The sequence below is a fragment of the Shewanella mesophila genome (assembly GCF_019457515.1).
GTDB lineage: Bacteria > Pseudomonadota > Gammaproteobacteria > Enterobacterales > Shewanellaceae > Shewanella > Shewanella mesophila.
Genome location: NZ_CP080421.1, coordinates 2,754,079 through 2,772,857, shown reverse-complemented (window position 1 = coordinate 2,772,857; position 18,779 = coordinate 2,754,079). Strand labels below are relative to the sequence as shown.

Below are 18,779 nucleotides of genomic sequence, written 5' to 3'. Positions count from 1 at the left end.
ACTACTTGCCTTATCCTTTCTTAATCTTCTTCGTAATTTTTCCTTCTGCACTTTGAAAGAGTGATATTGCCTTTTGTAATGTTGCGAAATTGTGATTTAATTTCATGTCGCCACTAATTTGACCTTTATGGATCGTTATCACAGTGCTTGATTTTACTCAGTTTGATGAAATTGTTTTTGTGGTCTTCTACGACTACACTTAGCCATTCGAACAGCTGTTATAAGAGGTGTATATAAGCGCTAATTATGTGATCTTAATGCTTTTAAATTTAAGCGGCTAGGTGATATTATGGCATCCAATAGGAAACTGATAAGCGTTTTCATTAACAGGTTATCAGTAAAAAATAACGAGGCGTAGGAAAAACATACAACTAGGTCTCAATTCGTTATAATCCTGTTGACTATGTTTATACAATCTGATTATCATGTCCGCCGTAAAGTATTAAACGGTGACACTTTTTGCGGCAAGTGAACGCATGCAAACACCGGCCGCTGTACATGTGTTGCAGTCGTATTTTACATTTTAAGAGGAAGCATCTAACAACTAATTGAATAGAGTTATTTGCCCTCTGGGACACGTGGACCAAATGAACGGATTTTAAAAAATTTACCGTTCATTAAAAATTTTTTTACGGAGAAAATGAATGAAAAACTTAAAGAAAGCGCTAGTAGCTTCAGCAGTTCTTGCTGGTCTTGCTAGTAATGCATACGCTGGTACCGAAGCGTGTTTCGAAGTATACAAAGTAGGAACTGGTGTAGGTGTTACAGCTCAAGATGCTATCTATGGTAATGCTTCTTGTGTGGCTGAAGCCGACCGTACTGGTGCAGCTGTTGACCAGTTAGAATCAACTCTTGAAGGTAAGATTGCATACGAGCTAACTAAGTCGCTTGAAGTGCCATTCGCTGCAATCAACACCGCTGCTGATGACTTGCACATCGTTTACGTACCTACTACCGATATCCCACCAGGGACATTGATTGAGATGGAACTGTCTGGCGCTGAGTTTTTTGGCAACGCTAACCAAATCCACCTAATCAAATTTGATGGTACTAATTACACTGCTGTAGGTTCTTCTGATGGCACTGTTGATGGTACTAACAAAGTTAAGTTTATCACTAAAGCCGGTATCACTATTGGTGCAGGTACTCGTCTAGCGCTTTCTCAAACTGCTACTGTAACAGCAGCTGCAGATATCGCGCCAGTTGAAGTGAAAATCACTAACGACGGTTGTACCGATCCTACCTCTACTAAGCAAGTGAGCATCACTGCTACTACGGCTAAGACTGACGGTGGCACAGGTTACGATATCCAAGGTGCGGTATCAAAAGCGCAACTTGTATTAGATATCTCTCCACAGTTCGTTACTTTCTTCGACCATTCAACTTCAGAAGCTGAAGTTAATGCTGAAAGTGCTGACAGCACTGGCGCGGCAATCGTTGCTCGTACTGAGTTCGTATACGATGCTGCTAATGCTGATAAGCAACTGATTGCTAAGAAGTCTGAAGTTGTTTACAAAGGTCAATTCTATGACCGCGCTGCAACCCTAGATAAAGCAATTACCCTAGATGCAGATGACGAACTAGAAACTAAGTTTGTTGCAAGTGCAGACCCACGTGCTAACGTTAAAATGGCACTTTGGAACGCTCGCACAGCTGCCGATGGTACTCTTGATACTCAAGAAGAAGTTGAAACTGGTACTCAGTATGGTGTATTTGGCTCAACATTAGCTTTGGCTACTATGTACCAAACTGAAGCTCTTGACGTGTTCACTCCAGAAGCTACTGGCGGTGACGCTGAAGCTAACCCATATGCCGGTACTACGGATGAAGCTAAAGCATACCTAGATGGTGCTGATTACAACGCGCTATATTATGTTGTAACTAACACTTCACCAGCTGACATCATGAACTTCAACTACAAAGTTACAACTGACTACACGTTGAACTTTGATGACAGCACTTACCTTGATCACTGTGAAACTGCTAAAAACACTCACGACATCGGTGTAAATGGTGCAGTACTTAAAGTTCCTTATACTGTAAATGGTACAGGTAACTTCGTACGTGTTACTAACGAACATACTGATGAAGCTGAAGTGACTGTAGATATCTTCGGTGAATCAGTAGACGGTAACCTAACAAACCGCGAAGCAATCGCTGTTAGCTTAGGTAAAGTACCTGCTAAATCTTCAGTAGTTTACTTTGTACCAGACCTAATTGCGAAAGCCGAAGCTGACCAAGGTTATGTTGGTCAAGACAGTGGTTATGCTGCTGGTGATTTAGGTACTAACGCTAATTCTAGTGCTAACCGTCACACAATGACTTTCACTGTTACAGCGCCTCGTGAAACTGTTCACGGTGTTTCTGTTCAACGTGTTGCTGGTGGCAGCGACCGTGTAATGCCTGTTCTTGATTTGAACACTTGGCAACAGTAATTTATAACTTAAGGGTTCTCCCTTTGTTATAAATCGCTAATAAAAAAAACCTCCGCTTTAGCGGAGGTTTTTGTTTTTATAAGGACAAATTATGTTAAAAATCAAAAGCGTTAAAAGGCTTGCTATCGCTTCTATGGTGTTTTCAACTTTGGCAGGTTGCCACTCTTTTGATAGCTCAGTTGAAACCAGACTCGCTAAACTAGAAGCACAGCAGCAACAAGACCAAGCGTTGCTACATGAAGTGACCCGTCGTATTGGTTTAGGGGAGTTGGTTAGACCGACATCGCTGAGCTTTGATAACGCCGCGATAGAAGGTAAGGTTGATGCACCAGTTGTACTCATGGAGTTTACTGATCTACATTGCCCTTATTGCAAAGAGTTTAACGGCACAATATGGCCAGAGTTAGAGGAACAATACGTAGCAACGGGTAAGATGGTACTTGTCGCTCATGATTTCCCCTTGGTTTCATTACACCCAAGAGCAGGCTTTGCTGCATTAGCGCTACGCTGTGCATCGGAGCAAGCCGATTATTCAAAAGTTAAACAGAGTTTATTTGAGATGAAAGCCGCGCAGGAAGAGCAATTTGCGCAGCTTGAACAAGATTATAGTTTAGATAGTGAAAAGTTTAGAAGCTGCATGAAAGATCCAGCGATGCAGGCGAAAGTGAATACATCGGTGAAAGTCGGTCGTGATATGGGAATTAAGTCGACTCCGACGTTCCTATTAGGGCGTAATGAAAATGGTAAACTAGTCGATTTTGAAGTGATCACTGGTGCCAAAGACAGTGCCTTCTTTATTGAAAAAATCGAGGCTATCCTAGCCAAATAGTGGCGGGTACTCACAAAAGCAGGGCATAAGCCCTGCTTTTTGCTTTTCATCACATAACGATTCCTTTAAGATTGGCGGATCTTTACTGTTTATGGTCGAAGCCGTTAGCGACGATTTTTGTTGTTGGCGTTGCTTGGCGTTGGATGTTTGTAAATGAAAAAAATTGCTGTTGCTGGTAGTGGTTATGTTGGTTTGTCGAACGCAGTACTATTAGCGCAAAGAAACAAAGTTGTGACTATTGATATAGTTCAAGAGAAGGTGGACTTAATCAATAGGAGGATCTCACCAATATCCGATAAAGAGATTGAGCGTTTTCTAGCCAACACCGAACTTGATTTATTTGCTACAACGGATAAGCAACTTGCTTACCAAGATGCAGATTTTGTGATCATCGCGACACCTACTGATTACGATCCTAAGACTAATTTTTTTAATACTCGCTCTGTTGAAGGGGTGATAGCTGATGTGTTGGCGATAAACCCGAATGCGGTTTTAGTTATCAAGTCTACAGTTCCTGTTGGGTATACAGAAAGTGTTCGTGATAAATTTGCTTGCAACAATATTATTTTCTCACCTGAGTTTTTACGAGAAGGTAAAGCGTTGTACGATAATCTTTATCCTTCAAGAGTGATCGTTGGCGAGCGCTCTGGGCGGGCTGAAGAGTTTGCCAAGCTATTAACACAAGCGGCAGTGAAGCAAGATATTGAGGTGTTATTTACTGAATCAACTGAAGCTGAAGCGGTTAAGCTGTTCTCTAATACCTATTTAGCGATGCGAGTTGCATATTTTAATGAGCTTGATACGTATGCAGAGACCCATGGTTTAGATACGCGCCAAATAATTGATGGTGTTTGTTTAGATCCGCGTATAGGTGGACACTATAATAATCCTTCATTCGGCTATGGTGGCTATTGTTTGCCGAAAGATACCAAGCAACTAAGGGCCAATTATGCCGATGTACCTAATTGTTTGATAGGGGCTATTGTCGATGCTAATACTACCCGCAAAGACTTTGTAGCCGATTCAATATTAAAACGAAACCCAATGACAGTTGGCATTTATCGTTTAATTATGAAGAGTGGTTCGGATAACTTTAGAGCGTCGTCGATTCAAGGAATTATGAAGCGTATTAAGGCTAAAGGTATCGAGGTCGTTGTTTATGAGCCTGTGCTTGACGATGAAGAATTTTTCCATTCTAGGGTTGTTAAAGACTTAGCTGAATTTAAACGTATGTCGGATGTCATTGTGTCAAATCGCATGGTTGAAGAGATACTCGATGTTGCTGATAAAGTTTATACTCGAGATCTGTTTGGAAATGATATGTAGCTGACTCGGTTAGCTATTAATTAATAAGAAAGCCCAATAAGATTGGGCTTTCTTATCTTAAGGATTAAGATGAAAGTTGTTATTCCTGTTGCAGGTCTCGGGACCCGTATGCTCCCCGCGACAAAAGCAATTCCTAAAGAGATGTTACCGCTTGTGGATAAGCCGCTTATTCAATATATTGTTAATGAGTGCGTTGCTGCTGGCGTTAAAGAGATCGTGCTTGTTACTCATGCCAGTAAAAACGCGATTGAAAACCATTTTGATACCTCCTATGAGCTTGAATCAACGTTAGAGAAGCGCGTAAAACGTCAGTTGCTCGAAGAAGTGCAGTCTATTTGTCCGAAAGATGTGACGATCATGCATGTGCGCCAAGGAGAAGCGAAAGGGCTGGGTCATGCAGTATTGTGTGCAAAACCTTGTATTGGTAACAATCCGTTCGCAGTGGTGTTACCCGATGTTATTTTAGATGAGTACACCGCTAACCAAAAAACTGAAAATTTGGCGGCAATGATAGCCCGATATAAAGCGACGTTTGTGAGTCAAATTATGGTCGCGCCAGTGCCAGAATGTGAAGTCAATAAGTATGGTATTGCCGATTGTAATGGTGCCAGTATTGCGCCAGGCGAAGCTGCCCAAATTAAGGCAATGGTTGAAAAGCCGGCTGTCGATGAAGCTCCATCGAGTCTAGCTGTCGTCGGTCGCTATGTGTTGTCGGATAAAATCTGGGAGTTATTGGCCAAAACTCCAGCAGGAGCTGGGGATGAAATTCAGCTTACCGATGCAATCGATATGTTGATTGAGTCTGATACGGTTGAAGCATTTAACATGACGGGCAAGTCCCATGACTGTGGTGACAAACTTGGTTATATGACTGCTTTCGTTGAATATGGCCTTCGCAGTGAAAAACTGGGTAATGATTTTCGTAAGCAGTTACAAGCGCTGCTAAGTTGATATGTACCGCTTAGCGCTATAAATGCTCACTTTAGTTCGCTAACGTGAGCATTTTTCGTTTAAGCTGTTATTGAGGGGTTTAAACAAGGTGATGAATGTGAAGGGTATCGTATTAGCTGGAGGTACTGGCACGCGGCTATATCCAATTACCCGTGGGGTATCTAAGCAGTTGTTACCTGTTTATGACAAGCCGATGATCTATTACTCGATATCGGTACTTATGCTTGCCGGGATTCGCGATATTCTTGTTATTACTACACCTGAAGAGCAACATCTATTTCAGCGTTTGTTGGGGGATGGTAGTGACTTTGGTGTCACGCTATCTTATGAAATACAGCCAAATCCTGAAGGGATAGCGCAAGCGTTCATTATTGCTGAAGAGTTCATAGGCGATGACTGTGTTTGTTTAGTGCTTGGTGACAATGTGTTTTATGGCCAAGGGTTCAGTGGGACATTAAAACGCACAGTGTCCGGGTTGAAGGATAAAGATGCAAAGGGGGCCACGCTCTTTGCCTATCAGGTAGATCAGGCTGAGCGCTTTGGGGTGGTGGAGTTTGACTCTGCTTTTAAAGCATTGTCAATTGAAGAGAAGCCCATAATCCCCAAGTCTAACTGGGCGGTTACTGGACTCTACTTTTATGATAGTCGAGTGATCAATATTGCAAAAGCTTTGGTTCCTTCAAATCGTGGTGAGTTAGAGATTACAGAGATAAATCAAGCTTATCTTGAGCGTAGGCAGTTACGCGTCGAATTACTGGGACGTGGTTTTGCCTGGCTCGATACCGGCACGTTTGATAGTTTGCAACAAGCATCCGCATTTGTTCAAACCATAGAAACCGTTCAAGGCCTAAAGGTCGCTTGTCTAGAAGAGATTGCTTGGCGCAATGGCTGGTTGAGCGATGATGAAATTAAGCGCCTAGCAACGCCGATGCTTAATAATAGTTATGGTCGCTATTTGATGTCTTTGATAAGTAATAAATAAGGGATTAGTTGTGAGCTGAAAGTGACTTCTCACGAGGAAGTAAGCAGACTATAAGCACCTGTGAGCGAAGGAACAAGCGAGATCCATATCAGTTAGTGCGATAAGCTAATCTTTTATGACAAATGATGTAGGCAGCGGAGATTAACGAAAGAGTTATTGGTGCTGCGATATGTTTAAGGCATTCTGCCGAACCCGAACCCGAACCCGAACCCGAACCCGAACCCGAACCCGAACCCGAACCCGAACCCGAACCCGAACCCGAACCCCGATCCTTAATTTCGATTACTTCATATCTCTTTTTGGTATAAAAAAACGTTAATCTATAACTTCTAAATTGAATTCCTGCTGGTATTATCCATTTAACACCATTTGCAATTAGTTACTTTAGCATCAAGATTGAACGGAATGCTATTGCTGATTAGCGAAAATTAGTTATTAGAAGCTTGATAATACTGGAATTATACGGAAGTCGATATGTCTACAGTTCACACCCACTTGAAACAACTCGAAGCTGAATCGATTCAAATTATGCGTGAGGTTGCCGCAGAGTTTGATAATCCGGTCATGCTCTATTCTGTTGGCAAAGACTCTTCTGTATTGCTGCATTTGGCTCGAAAAGCCTTCTATCCAGGCAAGATCCCGTTTCCATTAATGCATGTCGATACCAATTGGAAATTTAAAGAGATGATCGCGTTTCGCGATGAGACCGCCAAGAAATATGGCTTTGATCTCATCGTTCATAAAAATCCACGTGGTCTGGAAATGAATATCTCTCCCTTTACTCATGGTAGCGCTAAGCACACCGATATTATGAAGACAGAAGGGCTCAAGCAAGCGCTTGATATGCATGGTTTCGATGCCGCTTTTGGTGGTGCCCGTCGTGATGAAGAGAAGTCTCGTGCCAAAGAGCGTGTTTACTCTTTCCGTGACAGCAAGCATCGCTGGGACCCTAAGAATCAACGTCCTGAATTATGGAACATTTATAACGGCAAGGTCGATAAAGGTGAGAGCATTCGCGTGTTCCCGTTGTCAAACTGGACTGAGCTTGATATTTGGCAATATATCTATCTTGAAGGGATTGAAATTCCATCGCTTTACTTGGCTCAGTCGCGCCCTGTGGTGAAGCGGGATGGCACATTAATTATGGTTGATGACGAACGTATGGAGCTCGAACCAGGTGAAGAGGTTGAGCACAAGATGGTGCGCTTTAGAACTTTAGGCTGTTACCCGTTAACGGGCGCGGTAGAGTCGCAAGCGACAACGTTACCCGAGATTATTCAAGAGATGTTGCTGTGCACAACGTCAGAACGTCAGGGACGAGTGATCGATAACGATTCCTCTGGCTCAATGGAAAAGAAGAAGATGGAAGGTTACTTCTAAATCATCACTTCTTTGAATACTAAGACGTAAGTACGCTGCTAACTATACAGAATATGAGAAACACCATGACTACTGAAAACACGTTATTGCAAACTGATATCGAGTCTTACCTAAAACTCCATGAAAACAAAGATATGTTGCGTATCTTGACCTGTGGCAGTGTGGATGACGGTAAATCGACCCTCATCGGGCGTTTGCTGTTTGATAGTAAGATGATTTTTGAAGATCAGATGGCGGCGATAGAGAAAGATTCTAAGCGCTTTAACACCACAGATGAAGCGTTTGATTTGGCGCTGTTGGTGGATGGTTTGCAGTCTGAGCGAGAGCAGGGGATCACCATTGATGTGGCCTATCGCTATTTTGCAACCGAGCAACGTAAATTTATTATTGCCGATACCCCTGGCCATGAACAATATACCCGTAACATGGCAACGGGGGCGTCGACCTCTGATTTAGCCATTATTCTTATCGATGCGCGCCACGGTGTGCAGGTGCAGACTCGACGTCACAGTTATATCTGTTCGCAGCTGGGTATTAAGCATGTGATCATCGCGATCAATAAGATGGATGCGGTGGATTACGACCAAGGTGTGTACCAGAGTATTAAGAAAGATTATCGTGAGTTTGCCAAGGATTTAGCCTTTAGTGATGTGCGCTTTGTGCCAATATCGGCGCTTAAGGGCGATAACGTGGTAAACGAAAGCGCTAATATGACGTGGTATCCCGGTTCAACCCTGCTTAAGCTGCTTAATACTGTGTCAGTTGAGCAAGATAAAAGCGAGTCATTCCGATTTCAGGTGCAGTATGTTAATCGTCCTAATCTCGATTTTAGAGGCTTTTGTGGCACCTTAGCGTCGGGTGAAATTAGAGTGGGCGATACGGTAGCGGCATTGCCATCGGGCAAAGAGAGCAAAATTAAGTCGATTGTGACTTTCGATGGTGAGCTAGAAAAAGCCGTTGCAGGCCAAGCGGTAACCTTAACCTTAACCGATGAAATTGATGTCAGCCGCGGAGACATGTTGGTGCGCCCTCATGATAAACCAAACTCTAGCGCACATTTCGAAGCCGATGTGGTGTGGATGACCGAAGAGCCGCTCTGCGTCGATCGTGAATACGCCATTAAACATGGCAGTAAAGCAGTATATGGTTATGCCGATGCCATCAATTATAAAGTCGATATCAATCATTTGACCCAGCACCCCGCTCAGCAGTTGGCGTTGAACGAGATGGGTAATTGCCATTTTTCGGTAACTGAGCCACTGCAGTTTGATGCCTATGATGACAACCGTGATACCGGCGCATTTATTATTATCGACAGGCTAACCAATGTGACCGTTGGCGCAGGGATGATACGTAAAACTATTGATGCGGGCAAAGGCAAAAAGCGTGAGATCTCCGAGTTTGAACTTGAGATGAATGCCTTAGTGCGTAAGCATTTCCCTCATTGGGGCGTAAAAGATATTTCGAAAGCCTAATCAAGGTTGTATTCCCTTGTGTTAAGGCCGCTTAAATCGCGTGTCTTAGCATAAGGGGGATAATCTTATTGTAGAGCGGTTTTGCTCTTTTAAGTATCAGGTGTAAGTGTCAGGTTTTTATGTCATTAAATGCTTATCTCACCATAGCTATATTTCTCGCGACTATCGTGGGCTTGGTGCGATTTCAAAATCGCCCTTCGTTGGTATTTGGCGTAACGCTGCTGGTGCTGGTGGCCTTTAATTTGGTTACCAAAGAGCAACTGCTGTCGAGTATGTCAAACCCAGGCTTGGTGACGTTAGTGCTGCTTATTCTGTGCTCCTTTGCGCTTGAGAAAACTCGATTACTTAGGGTGATTGCTTCAAAGGTGATTGTCAGTGGTTATCGTACGACGTGGCTTAGGCTCTTTGGCATGACGGCCCTGAGCTCGGCGCTGCTCAATAATACAGCGGTGGTGGCCACCTTACTCTCGCCTATTCGTAATAATCCACATCATGTTGCCAGCAAGCTGCTGCTGCCGCTCTCCTATGCGGCAATATTGGGCGGCACCTTAACGCTGGTCGGTACCTCGACCAACCTTATCGTCAACAGTATGGTTATCGATGCATCGGGGCAGTCATTATCGTTTTTCTCTTTTACTGCCATCGGTGCCATGTTGGTGCTCGGCTGTGGTTTGGTACTCAGGCTTGTGTCTGGTTTTTTACCCAATATTGCCCATGAAGAAACCTGCTCTAAAGGCTACTTCATCGATGCTAAGGTGGTTGAGGGCTCAGAGTTAATTGGTCGCTCGGTAGAGGACAACGGCCTTAGGCATCTTGAATCGTTGTTTTTAGTCGAGGTGGTGCGTAATGGGCGATTAATTAGCCCGGTCACGCCGACAGAGGTGTTGGAGCTTGGCGATCGGCTTATTTTCAGTGGCGATATCACCAAGGTGATGCAGCTCAGTCAGTTTTCAGGGCTGGAGATGTTTGCCGAAAAAAATGGCCTATTGGACTCAAACCTGACCGAAGTGGTGGTCAAGCAAGAAAGTGTGCTGGTGGGCAAAACCATGAAAAAGGCTGGATTTAGGGCCTTGTTCGATGCCGCAGCCGTGGCGATTCGTCGTGATGGCGAAGAGATCTCTGGCAAGCTTGGTGAAGTGCAGATTAAAGCCGGTGACTTTTTAGTGTTAGCGGTAGGCAAGGATTTTCTCAGTCGCCACAATATTGCTAAAAACTTCATTGTGATCAGTGGTGTTGAGCCTGAAACCCGAATTAACGGCAAAAAGGCATGGATCTCAATTGGTGGTTTTGTGCTGACATTAGCACTGGCTGCAACTGGTGTGATTGAGATGCTGCAAGGGATGTTATTGCTGCTTGGCGTGTTAATTTTTAGTCAGTGCTTAAATGTGAATGAGGTGGTTCGTCGTTTCCCTGTCGACATCTGGTTAATTGTTGCATCGGCCATTTTACTCTCTCATGCCTTAGTCAATAGCGGCGTAGCCGATTTTGTCGCAAGTTGGGTAGAAGGGGTTGCCGATAAAGAGCATCTGATGTTGGCGCTATTTTTGGTATACCTAGTGACTTGGTTAATGACTGAGCTTATTACCAATAATGCCGCGGCGGCGTTAATGTTCCCCATTGCGTACAGTATTGCACTGGGTTTTGGGGTCGACTTTTTACCTTTTGTGATGACTGTGGCCTTCGCCGCCAGTGGCAGCTTTATTAGCCCTTATGGCTATCAAACTAATTTGATGGTTTATAATGCGGGTCGTTACCGACTCATGGATTTTGTGAAAGTCGGTGTGCCGGTGAGTCTGACCTATGGTGCGATTGTACTGATAACCGTGCCGCTGTTTTTCCCGTTTTAGCATAAAGAGAAGGCAAGCGAGGAGAGTGGAACGGAGCGTGGAGCGAGGTCAACATTGGTCTACAAGTGAGCTAATACTAGTTTAAAGCTAACACTGATTTAAAATGTAACTTTAGTTACTGTTAAGGATAGGAAATGTCACCCTATAAAACCGTAGAAAGCGAAGATAAATCTACCGATGTTGTGTGGCATCAGGCCAGTGTCTCCCATCAGGCTCGAGTGGCTGCCAATGGTCACCAAGGCGCTGTGTTGTGGTTTACTGGCTTAAGCGGTTCAGGTAAATCCACCGTCGCTAACGCGGTCGATAGAATGCTGCATGACATAGGTGCAAAAACCTACGTGCTCGATGGTGACAATGTGCGTCATGGGCTTAATGGTGACTTGGGTTTTTCAGACAGTGACAGAATCGAAAATATTCGCCGTATAGGTGAAGTATCTAAACTGTTTGTCGATGCAGGCTTGTTAGTCTCGACGGCGTTTATTTCGCCATTTGCGGCAGACAGAACCATGGTGCGTGCTCTGCTGGGCGACAAACAATTTATTGAGGTGTTCGTCGATACCCCACTTGAGGTGTGTGAGCAGCGTGATCCCAAAGGCTTATACAAGAAAGCCCGCGCCGGTGAGATTAAACATTTTACCGGTATCGACTCGGCCTATGATGTCCCTGTGTCACCAGAGGTGCATGTTAAAACAGCAAACCAAGATGTGCAGCAATGCGCGCTACAGGTGATTGAGTATCTTAGAGCGGAAGGGATTATTCCTCAAAGCTAGCATCACTGCACTAACTTGTTCAAATGGGGATCAACTTTGGGCTAATGATTTAAGCACTAACTGATTGGAACACGATTGATGTCGAGCATTATATATGGTTAGTCGGTAAAAATTAAAAGTAACCCAAAAACAAAAGCCCTGATCCATCATTGATTCAGGGCTTTTAGGTTATAATGGGCGTGCTAGAAACTGCGCTCCCAAGTTGCGTAGACTGTGGTATCCCAGTCACTGCCACCTCGATTCACATATTGGCTATAGCCGACGGTTCCACCCATCTTTAATGTGCCTTCATAAAATGGGCGATGATAACTAGTATCAAATTGATACACACGCTCATACTCACCTGGTGAAACAGGATTGCCGCCTGCTGAGTTGCCAGTATCGATACCATCGGTGTTCAGGCGCAGCCAACGGAGTTTGTTGGTGATGTTTTGGTTATTACCGAGCTGAGTAATACCGCCTATAACCAAGGTTTCTGAGTCGTTGTCATAGGTGCTGCCTAAGCTTTTGCCATAATAACGGTAGCCACTTTTGTAAAATCCATGTTCATACAAACAGTTATAGACCTGTGAATCGAGGCCGCAAGACACTTTAGTATCGGCATATTCGATAAAGACGCGGGTATTGAGATCGCTTAATACCAAGTCGATCCCGCCCATATTAGCAGCATTAATCAGCTTGTTTTTGCCGTGATGATAATCTTCATGGATTCGCTCATAGTAGATGCCATAGGGAATACCAAATGCGGTATCAGACCAGCGGAAATCATAACCAGCGAGCATGTTTTCTTGGCCGTTTTCGATTTCGCTTTCAGATTGCCCCCCGTTAAAGAGGCCATCCCACCAGTCACTTAAACTGTTGCCGTAACCTTCGCCGCCCCACTGCATGGTCCAAGAAAAGCCGACTTCTAGTTTAGAGATAGGTCTAAGCGTGCCGCGGGCTCCCCAATGTTGGGTATCGGGTACATAGCGCGAGCTTTCCATCTGACTAAAGCTGGTGGTAAAGGTCCAAGGACCTACCCAATTAAGCCAAGGGGTTTCAAAAGCCTGGCTGTTGTTGCGACTAAAGGTGATACCTGGCATAGGGCGGGCATTAGTGGTTTGGATCAGTCCGCTGTCCCAGCCAGGCCCCCAGTACTTTTGCTGTGTGCCAGCACTGACTATCCAGTTACCTAGCATGACTGCGGCAAAGCTGTCATCGAGGCGAGTGCTGTTGCCGTCGATGGGATCGGTATGATAACTGCCAGAAACCCGGCCACTAAACCAAGATTGAGTCACATCGACACTGACTTTGGCTTCCACTTTATCGCGATAGTCGTGACCAAAACCTAAGAAGCGCGCAGTATCAGTCGCCGCGCCAAGTTTTACTTGGGTGCTAACGGCTTGATGATCTTTATCATAAGCGCTCATTACTCTGCTGTAGGCATCGGCTTGAATGCGTGACAGTGATGCAACTTCAGCTTTATCGAGATCGTGCTTAAGGCCTGCCCACATTAATGGAAAGGTGGTAACAGGCTGTAAAATAATGCCAGTATCTGCCAGCAGTTGGATGTCTGCACGAAGTGGTAAGTCGGTTGGCTCGACCCACCAGGCAGCTTGCGCCGAGCTTGTACAGAGTAAAATTATCCCTGCTAATAAGTGTTTTTTCATGATATTCCCTTAACGATTTCTAGCGCATTTTAACCCGAATCGTCGAGATAACAAGGAGGAAAGTGGGATAGTGGACGAAGACTTAAAGTGTGTGAACGGCTTGCTTTAAATGTGTTTTATCTTGGTTGTTACCGTGTGGTGTTAGGGTTGTATTTCAGCGTGGTAAAGTAGGCCACGCTGAAATACAGGTCTCTTAACGCAGAATAAATGTTTTTTTGAGTCTGATGTCATCCACTGCGCTGCCAATCATCAGTGAAAACTCACCGGGTTGCGCCAACCAGTCATTACTGGTTTCGTCCCAAAATGATAGGTCTCTCTTTGACAGCTTGAGTGTGACGCGTTGTGTTTCATTGGGTTGCAGAAACACTTTACTAAAGCCCTTTAACTCTTTTAGCGGTCGCGACACGCTCGCTTTGAGATCATGAAGATAGAGTTGAGCTACTTCAGCACCTGCGACTTGGCTGGTGTTACTTAGGTTAAAACTGACGCTAAACAGCGCATCATCATCGGCTGATTGAGATGAGATGTTGAGGTCGCTATAGCCAAATTGACTGTATGACAATCCATGGCCAAAACTAAATAGCGGCGCAATGTGTTGCTGCTCAAACCAGCGATAACCAATAAATACCCCTTCACTGTATTTCGCGTTAATGGCGTTGTAGTCATCGAGTGCGATTGGTGCCGTATCTGCCAGTTTTTTTGGTAGGGTGAACGGCATCTTTCCACTTGGATTTACGTCACCAAACAACATATCCGCAATTGCATGTCCCCCTTCCATACCGCTATAGGAATTCCACACTATGGTTGAAGCTTGTGCTTCCCAAGGCATCTCCACTGCTGAGCCAGCGGTTAGTGACACTATGGTATTGGGGTTTGCTTGCAGTAGCTTTTCGATAATTTCATCTTGTTGATTGGGAAGGGATAGATCGCTACGGTCAATAGACTCTCGGTCATCACTGTGACTAAGGCCACCGAAATAGATCACCGCGTCGGCGTGTTTTGCTGCGTCGAGGTACTCAGCTTCACTGTTAAACAGTTTATTCGGGGTATCCCAGCCCAGCACAAATCCCTGTTGACCATCGTACTCAATGAATACTTGGTAGACCTGATCGGCTATTAGGTTTGCTGAAAACGTAGCCGTGTTCGATTGGTTAGAGCTAGTCTTGATAATCGTCTCACCATTAAGCTTAATAAGAGTTTCGCCTTTCCCTTCAAGTTTAAAGGTATGTTTGCCAGACATTAGCGGTTTGAGATCTGCTTTCATAGTGATGTGTTGGCTGGCGACATCAACTGTTTGCATGGGGGAGACTGCAAACTTGGAGTCAGCAACCCAAGACTCTTTGACCAGTTGAGTTCGGGCTTTATCTTGATAGTAGAGGATGTTCCAAGAAGGGGTGCCTGTCCAGTGACGTGTAGCGACATAGTCATTGCTGATAGGTGCTAGCTTGCTACTTTTAGCACGCATTACGGTGATGTTAACATCACTGCCAAGTTTTGCCTTGAGGCCTGCTAGCGGCGTTATCTCATAAAGGGATTTTACTTCAGACGAACCGCCACCGAGTCCATGTTTTGTGTCGGCATTAGGTCCGAGTACAAGAATGTTGCTTATTTTGTTTTGGTCGAGGGGCAGTACTTGGCGACTATTTTTAAGTAATACGATACCCTCTTGGGCGATTTTTCGAGCCGCATCCCGGTGCGCTTGAGTATTACGCTCGCCTGCGAGACGGTTTTTATCCATCATGCCGATACTGAGCTGGACCCGCAAAATACGGGCAACCTTATCGTCGAGCACCGATTCTGGTACTGTACCTGCTTGGATCATCGCTTTGAGTGGCTCGGCCATGAAATATTTATCGTAGCTGTCGACATCGGTCCCCATCTCGATATCTAAGCCATTCATCGCCGCGTCATAAGTATTGATGTCGACATTCCAGTCGGTCACGAGTAAGCCTTGATAGCCCCATTCGCCTTTGAGAATATCGTTAACTAAATGTTTGCTCTGGTTAGCGTTAGTGCCTCTAAACTCATTGTAAGACCCCATCACTGCGTAAATATTGGCTTGTTTAACCGCTGCTTCAAATGCGGGCAGATAGACTTCGCGTAAAGTGCGTTCGCTAGGGGTGGCATTGACACCGATGCGATTAAGCTCTTGGGTATTAAGGGCATAGTGCTTAACGGTTGCTGCGACATCATTTTGTTGAATCGCTTTAATTTGTGGTACCACTAAGGTCGCTGCTAGATAAGGATCTTCGCCCAAATATTCGAAGTTACGACCATAAAGGGGGAGGCGGGCTAAGTTGACCCCAGGGCCAAGAATTAAGTCTTTACTACGGTGGCGGGCTTCGCTACCGAGTACATCGCCATGTAGGGTGGCCATCTCTGGATTCCAACTGGCGGCAACGGCGGTTAATACCGGCAGATACGTTGCATAGTCGCTACTCCAATTGGCGGAGTTCCAGCTGTCACGTTCAATTTCGTGGCGTACTCCATGCGGGCCATCAGAGAGCCACATTTCGTGAATACCCAGCCGCTCAACCGCTGCAATCGTAAACTTACCATTGGCATGAACCAGTGATATTTTTTCGTCTAAGGTCAATTGTGGCAGTAGTGCTTGAATACGTTGTTCGACACTATCTAGTCGCGCCTTTTTGGTGGTCGTGTTGTTGATAACATCGTGAGTTGATAGCATCGCGATACCCATATCGCTGTGCTGTACTGTCTGAGGCATGCTGCAGCTGGAGAGTAAGCTGCAGACCGTCAATGAGGTTAACGTCAATCTCTTCATTGTGATATTCCGTATTAGTAAAAGTGACTCAATGTCTGGGGGTTATGGATTGGTGAACTCTACAAAAATATTGGCAGTAAGCCTTCCTGTCGTTGGATCGCTATCAATATCTTTATTGGGCTCAATTAAAACCGAGTGAAGGAGATTGCCAGGATAGACAACAAGCCGATTGGGTCGATATTCGATACGATCAAAGAGTTCGAAATGGTGATCACTGGCGACGAAATACCCCGCTTGTGGCTCACCATGCTGCTTTATATGCGCATTGGCCGCGCTAAAATAGTGTTCACTTCGTGCTTGATCTATGCGTTCCCAGTTTGTGGGGCGATGGCGAAAAAGACCCGTATCTCCGTGGCTGTGTGGGCCAAGGTAGTGAAGAATGGCAAAATAGTTGGGGCTTAGCGTATCAAAATGAGGCATCCGCTGGAGCATCATTAACTGTTCTGGTTGATGACTGATCAATGAAAAACAGTAATTGCGTGGCCTGAGGAGAAACTCCGGTGGGATTTGATAAACATCATAAATAGTCTGGTACAGCATATTGAGCACAGCATTCACATAGGTTTTAGGCAGAGCTGAACGAACACCAGGGTAATATGAAGAGTCATCCGTAGTAAAATCGCAACGATACTTGGCATAATTGATTAGCTGCTCGGTATCATTCGAGAAATTATCAACAATGATTATCGGGGTTTGCTCTCGACCAACCTTTTTAACCGTTAGGTGAATGCTTGGATTAATGAGTTGATCTTCTTGGGCCATAGGTTCTGTTCTTCTTTCTGGACAAGGGACAATACAACCCCTTGTCTGAGTTGGGCTACATCGACGTCGATTTGCAATAGTTTTGGATAAAGTCATAGTGATCGGGGAAGTTATCCACCTGCTTCGCCACATTTCCCTTAAGTGTGTCGAGAAAGCTTTTTAGCTCAGCATCTGACATGGTATCGACAATTGGATGATACTGCTCCGGCATGAGCCCTTGGCCTAACATCACCTGCACCCAAGAACTTTCGCCAAACAGTTCGCCATCTTTTTTGAACATTCGCGCAGCATCTTTAAAATGTTGCATGCGATGGCGCAATGTTTCGGGGATCTGCATATTTTTGCAGTAACGCCAAAACGGCGTATCGGTGCGTTCGGTAAGGTGGTAATGCAAGATAATAAAATCACGGATATTATCGCACTCAAATTTGGTCTGCGCGTTAAACTCATTCACATCAGATTGGTTGATGCCACTGAGCGGGAACATCTGCATCAAGCGGATAATGCCGCGCTGGAATAGGTGAATACCTGTCGATTCTAAGGGTTCGATAAAACCACTTGCCAGTCCTATGGCCACACAGTTTTTATTCCAATGTTGTTTGCGAGTCCCAGTTTGATAACGAATAACTCGTGGCTCTGTGAGTAAGTCACCTTCAACATTGGCAAGTAAAAAGGCTTTTGCTTGCTCCTCGCTCATGTAGTGACTGCAATAAACGAGACCATTGCCAGTGCGGTTTTGCAGTGGAATGCGCCACTGCCAACCCGCATCACGTGCGATAGAACGGGTATAAGGCACTTGTTTGTCTGTGCAGCTGGTTTGCACTGCTATGGCTCTGTCGCAGGGTAGCCAGTGGCCCCAATCTTCAAAACCTGTGTGCAATGCCTTATCGATAAGTAGTCCGCTAAAGCCTGTGCAATCTAAGAATAGATCCCCCTCAACGGTTTTTCCGTTGTCTAGCTGCAACGACTGAATATACCCAGACGCATCATCAAGTTGCACGGTATCTATTTTGCCTTCAACGCGGGTACATCCATGGTTAAAAGCGATGTTTTGTAAAAACTTAGCATAAAGGCCTGCATCAAGATGATAGGCATGATTTAAGTCGCGATCGGGGAGCACAGCAAAGCGCCCGCGTCTGGCCGCTACATGCTCGGTGCAGTAATCGCCAATGTCGCTTGCAATCCCCTGTTGGCGCCCCTTTACCCAAAAGCTTGGGAAACCCGTAGCCCAGCAATCTTTACCGAGAAATCCAAACGAATGGATGTAATCATCATTACCATCTTTCCAGTTTTCAAACGAGATCCCGAGTTTAAAGGTGGCGTTAGTGGCCGCCATAAACTCCTGTTCTTTGATCCCTAGTAAACGGTGAAAAATATGCAGTGTCGGAATGGTTGCTTCGCCTACGCCGACGGTTGGAATCGCGTTAGATTCCACTAAGGTGATCTGTAGGTTTTTACCTAATAGCTTTGATAATGCGGCCGCAGCCATCCATCCTGCAGTGCCACCGCCAGCGATAACCACTTTTTTTATCTGCTTGTTATTGTTCACCGTAATACCTCTTTGTTCTTATTTGGATGTTGGTAGCAG

13 protein-coding genes are annotated in these 18,779 nt (G+C 44.9%); 9 read left to right on the top strand and 4 right to left on the bottom strand.

Annotated features, from left to right (window positions below; translation table 11 throughout):
* The first annotated feature begins 644 nt into the window (after positions 1–644).
* The 9 genes from K0I73_RS12240 to cysC all read left to right on the top strand — a co-directional run bounded on the left by K0I73_RS12240 (position 645) and on the right by cysC (position 11,995).
* Positions 645–2,435 (top strand): hypothetical protein, encoded by a 1,791-nt coding sequence (locus tag K0I73_RS12240; RefSeq protein ID WP_220061380.1) that lies wholly within the window; start codon positions 645–647, stop codon positions 2,433–2,435.
* 91 nt (positions 2,436–2,526) lie between these two features.
* A complete protein-coding gene (locus K0I73_RS12235) occupies positions 2,527–3,264 on the top strand; it encodes a DsbA family protein (protein ID WP_220061379.1) in 738 nt (245 codons plus the stop codon).
* Between the two features lie 153 nt (positions 3,265–3,417).
* The gene (locus tag K0I73_RS12230; protein WP_220061378.1) at positions 3,418–4,590 is read left to right on the top strand and encodes a nucleotide sugar dehydrogenase; all 1,173 of its coding nucleotides are present in this window, start codon (positions 3,418–3,420) and stop codon (positions 4,588–4,590) included.
* Positions 4,591–4,659: 69 nt separating this feature from the next.
* Positions 4,660–5,541 carry a UTP--glucose-1-phosphate uridylyltransferase GalU gene (galU, locus tag K0I73_RS12225; RefSeq protein ID WP_220061377.1) on the top strand — a complete coding sequence of 294 codons (882 nt, stop codon included), beginning with the start codon at positions 4,660–4,662 and terminating at the stop codon, positions 5,539–5,541.
* Positions 5,542–5,638: 97 nt separating this feature from the next.
* Entirely contained in the window at positions 5,639–6,523 is an 885-nt protein-coding gene (gene rfbA, locus K0I73_RS12220) for a glucose-1-phosphate thymidylyltransferase RfbA (protein ID WP_220061376.1), read from the top strand.
* Between the two features lie 474 nt (positions 6,524–6,997).
* Positions 6,998–7,903 (top strand): sulfate adenylyltransferase subunit CysD, encoded by a 906-nt coding sequence (gene cysD, locus K0I73_RS12215; RefSeq protein WP_220061375.1) that lies wholly within the window; start codon positions 6,998–7,000, stop codon positions 7,901–7,903.
* Between the two features lie 65 nt (positions 7,904–7,968).
* Positions 7,969–9,378, top strand: coding sequence for a sulfate adenylyltransferase subunit CysN (gene cysN / locus K0I73_RS12210; protein ID WP_220061374.1), 1,410 nt, complete (start codon positions 7,969–7,971; stop codon positions 9,376–9,378).
* Positions 9,379–9,497: 119 nt separating this feature from the next.
* On the top strand, positions 9,498–11,225 hold the full coding sequence (locus K0I73_RS12205; RefSeq protein WP_220061373.1) for an SLC13 family permease: 1,728 nt from the start codon (positions 9,498–9,500) through the stop codon (positions 11,223–11,225).
* 134 nt (positions 11,226–11,359) lie between these two features.
* The gene (gene cysC / locus K0I73_RS12200) at positions 11,360–11,995 is read left to right on the top strand and encodes an adenylyl-sulfate kinase (RefSeq protein ID WP_220061372.1); all 636 of its coding nucleotides are present in this window, start codon (positions 11,360–11,362) and stop codon (positions 11,993–11,995) included.
* Positions 11,996–12,177: 182 nt separating this feature from the next.
* On the opposite strand, the gene K0I73_RS12195 is transcribed toward cysC, so the two are convergent.
* The 4 genes from K0I73_RS12195 to K0I73_RS12180 form a co-directional block, all read right to left on the bottom strand.
* On the bottom strand, positions 12,178–13,644 hold the full coding sequence (locus tag K0I73_RS12195; protein ID WP_220061371.1) for a capsule assembly Wzi family protein: 1,467 nt from the start codon (positions 13,642–13,644) through the stop codon (positions 12,178–12,180).
* 193 nt (positions 13,645–13,837) lie between these two features.
* Positions 13,838–16,429, bottom strand: a complete 2,592-nt coding sequence (locus K0I73_RS12190) for a beta-glucosidase (RefSeq protein ID WP_258405183.1) — start codon at positions 16,427–16,429, stop codon at positions 13,838–13,840.
* A gap of 42 nt (positions 16,430–16,471) precedes the next feature.
* Positions 16,472–17,191, bottom strand: coding sequence for a DUF6445 family protein (locus K0I73_RS12185; protein WP_220061370.1), 720 nt, complete (start codon positions 17,189–17,191; stop codon positions 16,472–16,474).
* Positions 17,192–17,246: 55 nt separating this feature from the next.
* Entirely contained in the window at positions 17,247–18,740 is a 1,494-nt protein-coding gene (locus K0I73_RS12180; protein ID WP_258405182.1) for a tryptophan halogenase family protein, read from the bottom strand.
* Positions 18,741–18,779: the final 39 nt, after the last annotated feature.

Excerpts from the sequence above, each read along its gene's own strand:
- K0I73_RS12240 (WP_220061380.1), top strand. The coding sequence starts at position 645 with ATGAAAAACTTAAAGAAAGCGCTAGTAGCTTCAGCAGTTCTTGCTGGT.
- K0I73_RS12235 (WP_220061379.1), top strand. The coding sequence starts at position 2,527 with ATGTTAAAAATCAAAAGCGTTAAAAGGCTTGCTATCGCTTCTATGGTG.
- K0I73_RS12230 (WP_220061378.1), top strand. The coding sequence starts at position 3,418 with ATGAAAAAAATTGCTGTTGCTGGTAGTGGTTATGTTGGTTTGTCGAAC.
- galU (WP_220061377.1), top strand. The coding sequence starts at position 4,660 with ATGAAAGTTGTTATTCCTGTTGCAGGTCTCGGGACCCGTATGCTCCCC.
- cysD (WP_220061375.1), top strand. The coding sequence starts at position 6,998 with ATGTCTACAGTTCACACCCACTTGAAACAACTCGAAGCTGAATCGATT.
- cysN (WP_220061374.1), top strand. The coding sequence starts at position 7,969 with ATGACTACTGAAAACACGTTATTGCAAACTGATATCGAGTCTTACCTA.
- K0I73_RS12205 (WP_220061373.1), top strand. The coding sequence starts at position 9,498 with ATGTCATTAAATGCTTATCTCACCATAGCTATATTTCTCGCGACTATC.
- cysC (WP_220061372.1), top strand. The coding sequence starts at position 11,360 with ATGTCACCCTATAAAACCGTAGAAAGCGAAGATAAATCTACCGATGTT.
- K0I73_RS12195 (WP_220061371.1), bottom strand. The coding sequence starts at position 13,644 with ATGAAAAAACACTTATTAGCAGGGATAATTTTACTCTGTACAAGCTCG.
- K0I73_RS12190 (WP_258405183.1), bottom strand. The coding sequence starts at position 16,429 with ATGAAGAGATTGACGTTAACCTCATTGACGGTCTGCAGCTTACTCTCC.
- K0I73_RS12185 (WP_220061370.1), bottom strand. The coding sequence starts at position 17,191 with ATGGCCCAAGAAGATCAACTCATTAATCCAAGCATTCACCTAACGGTT.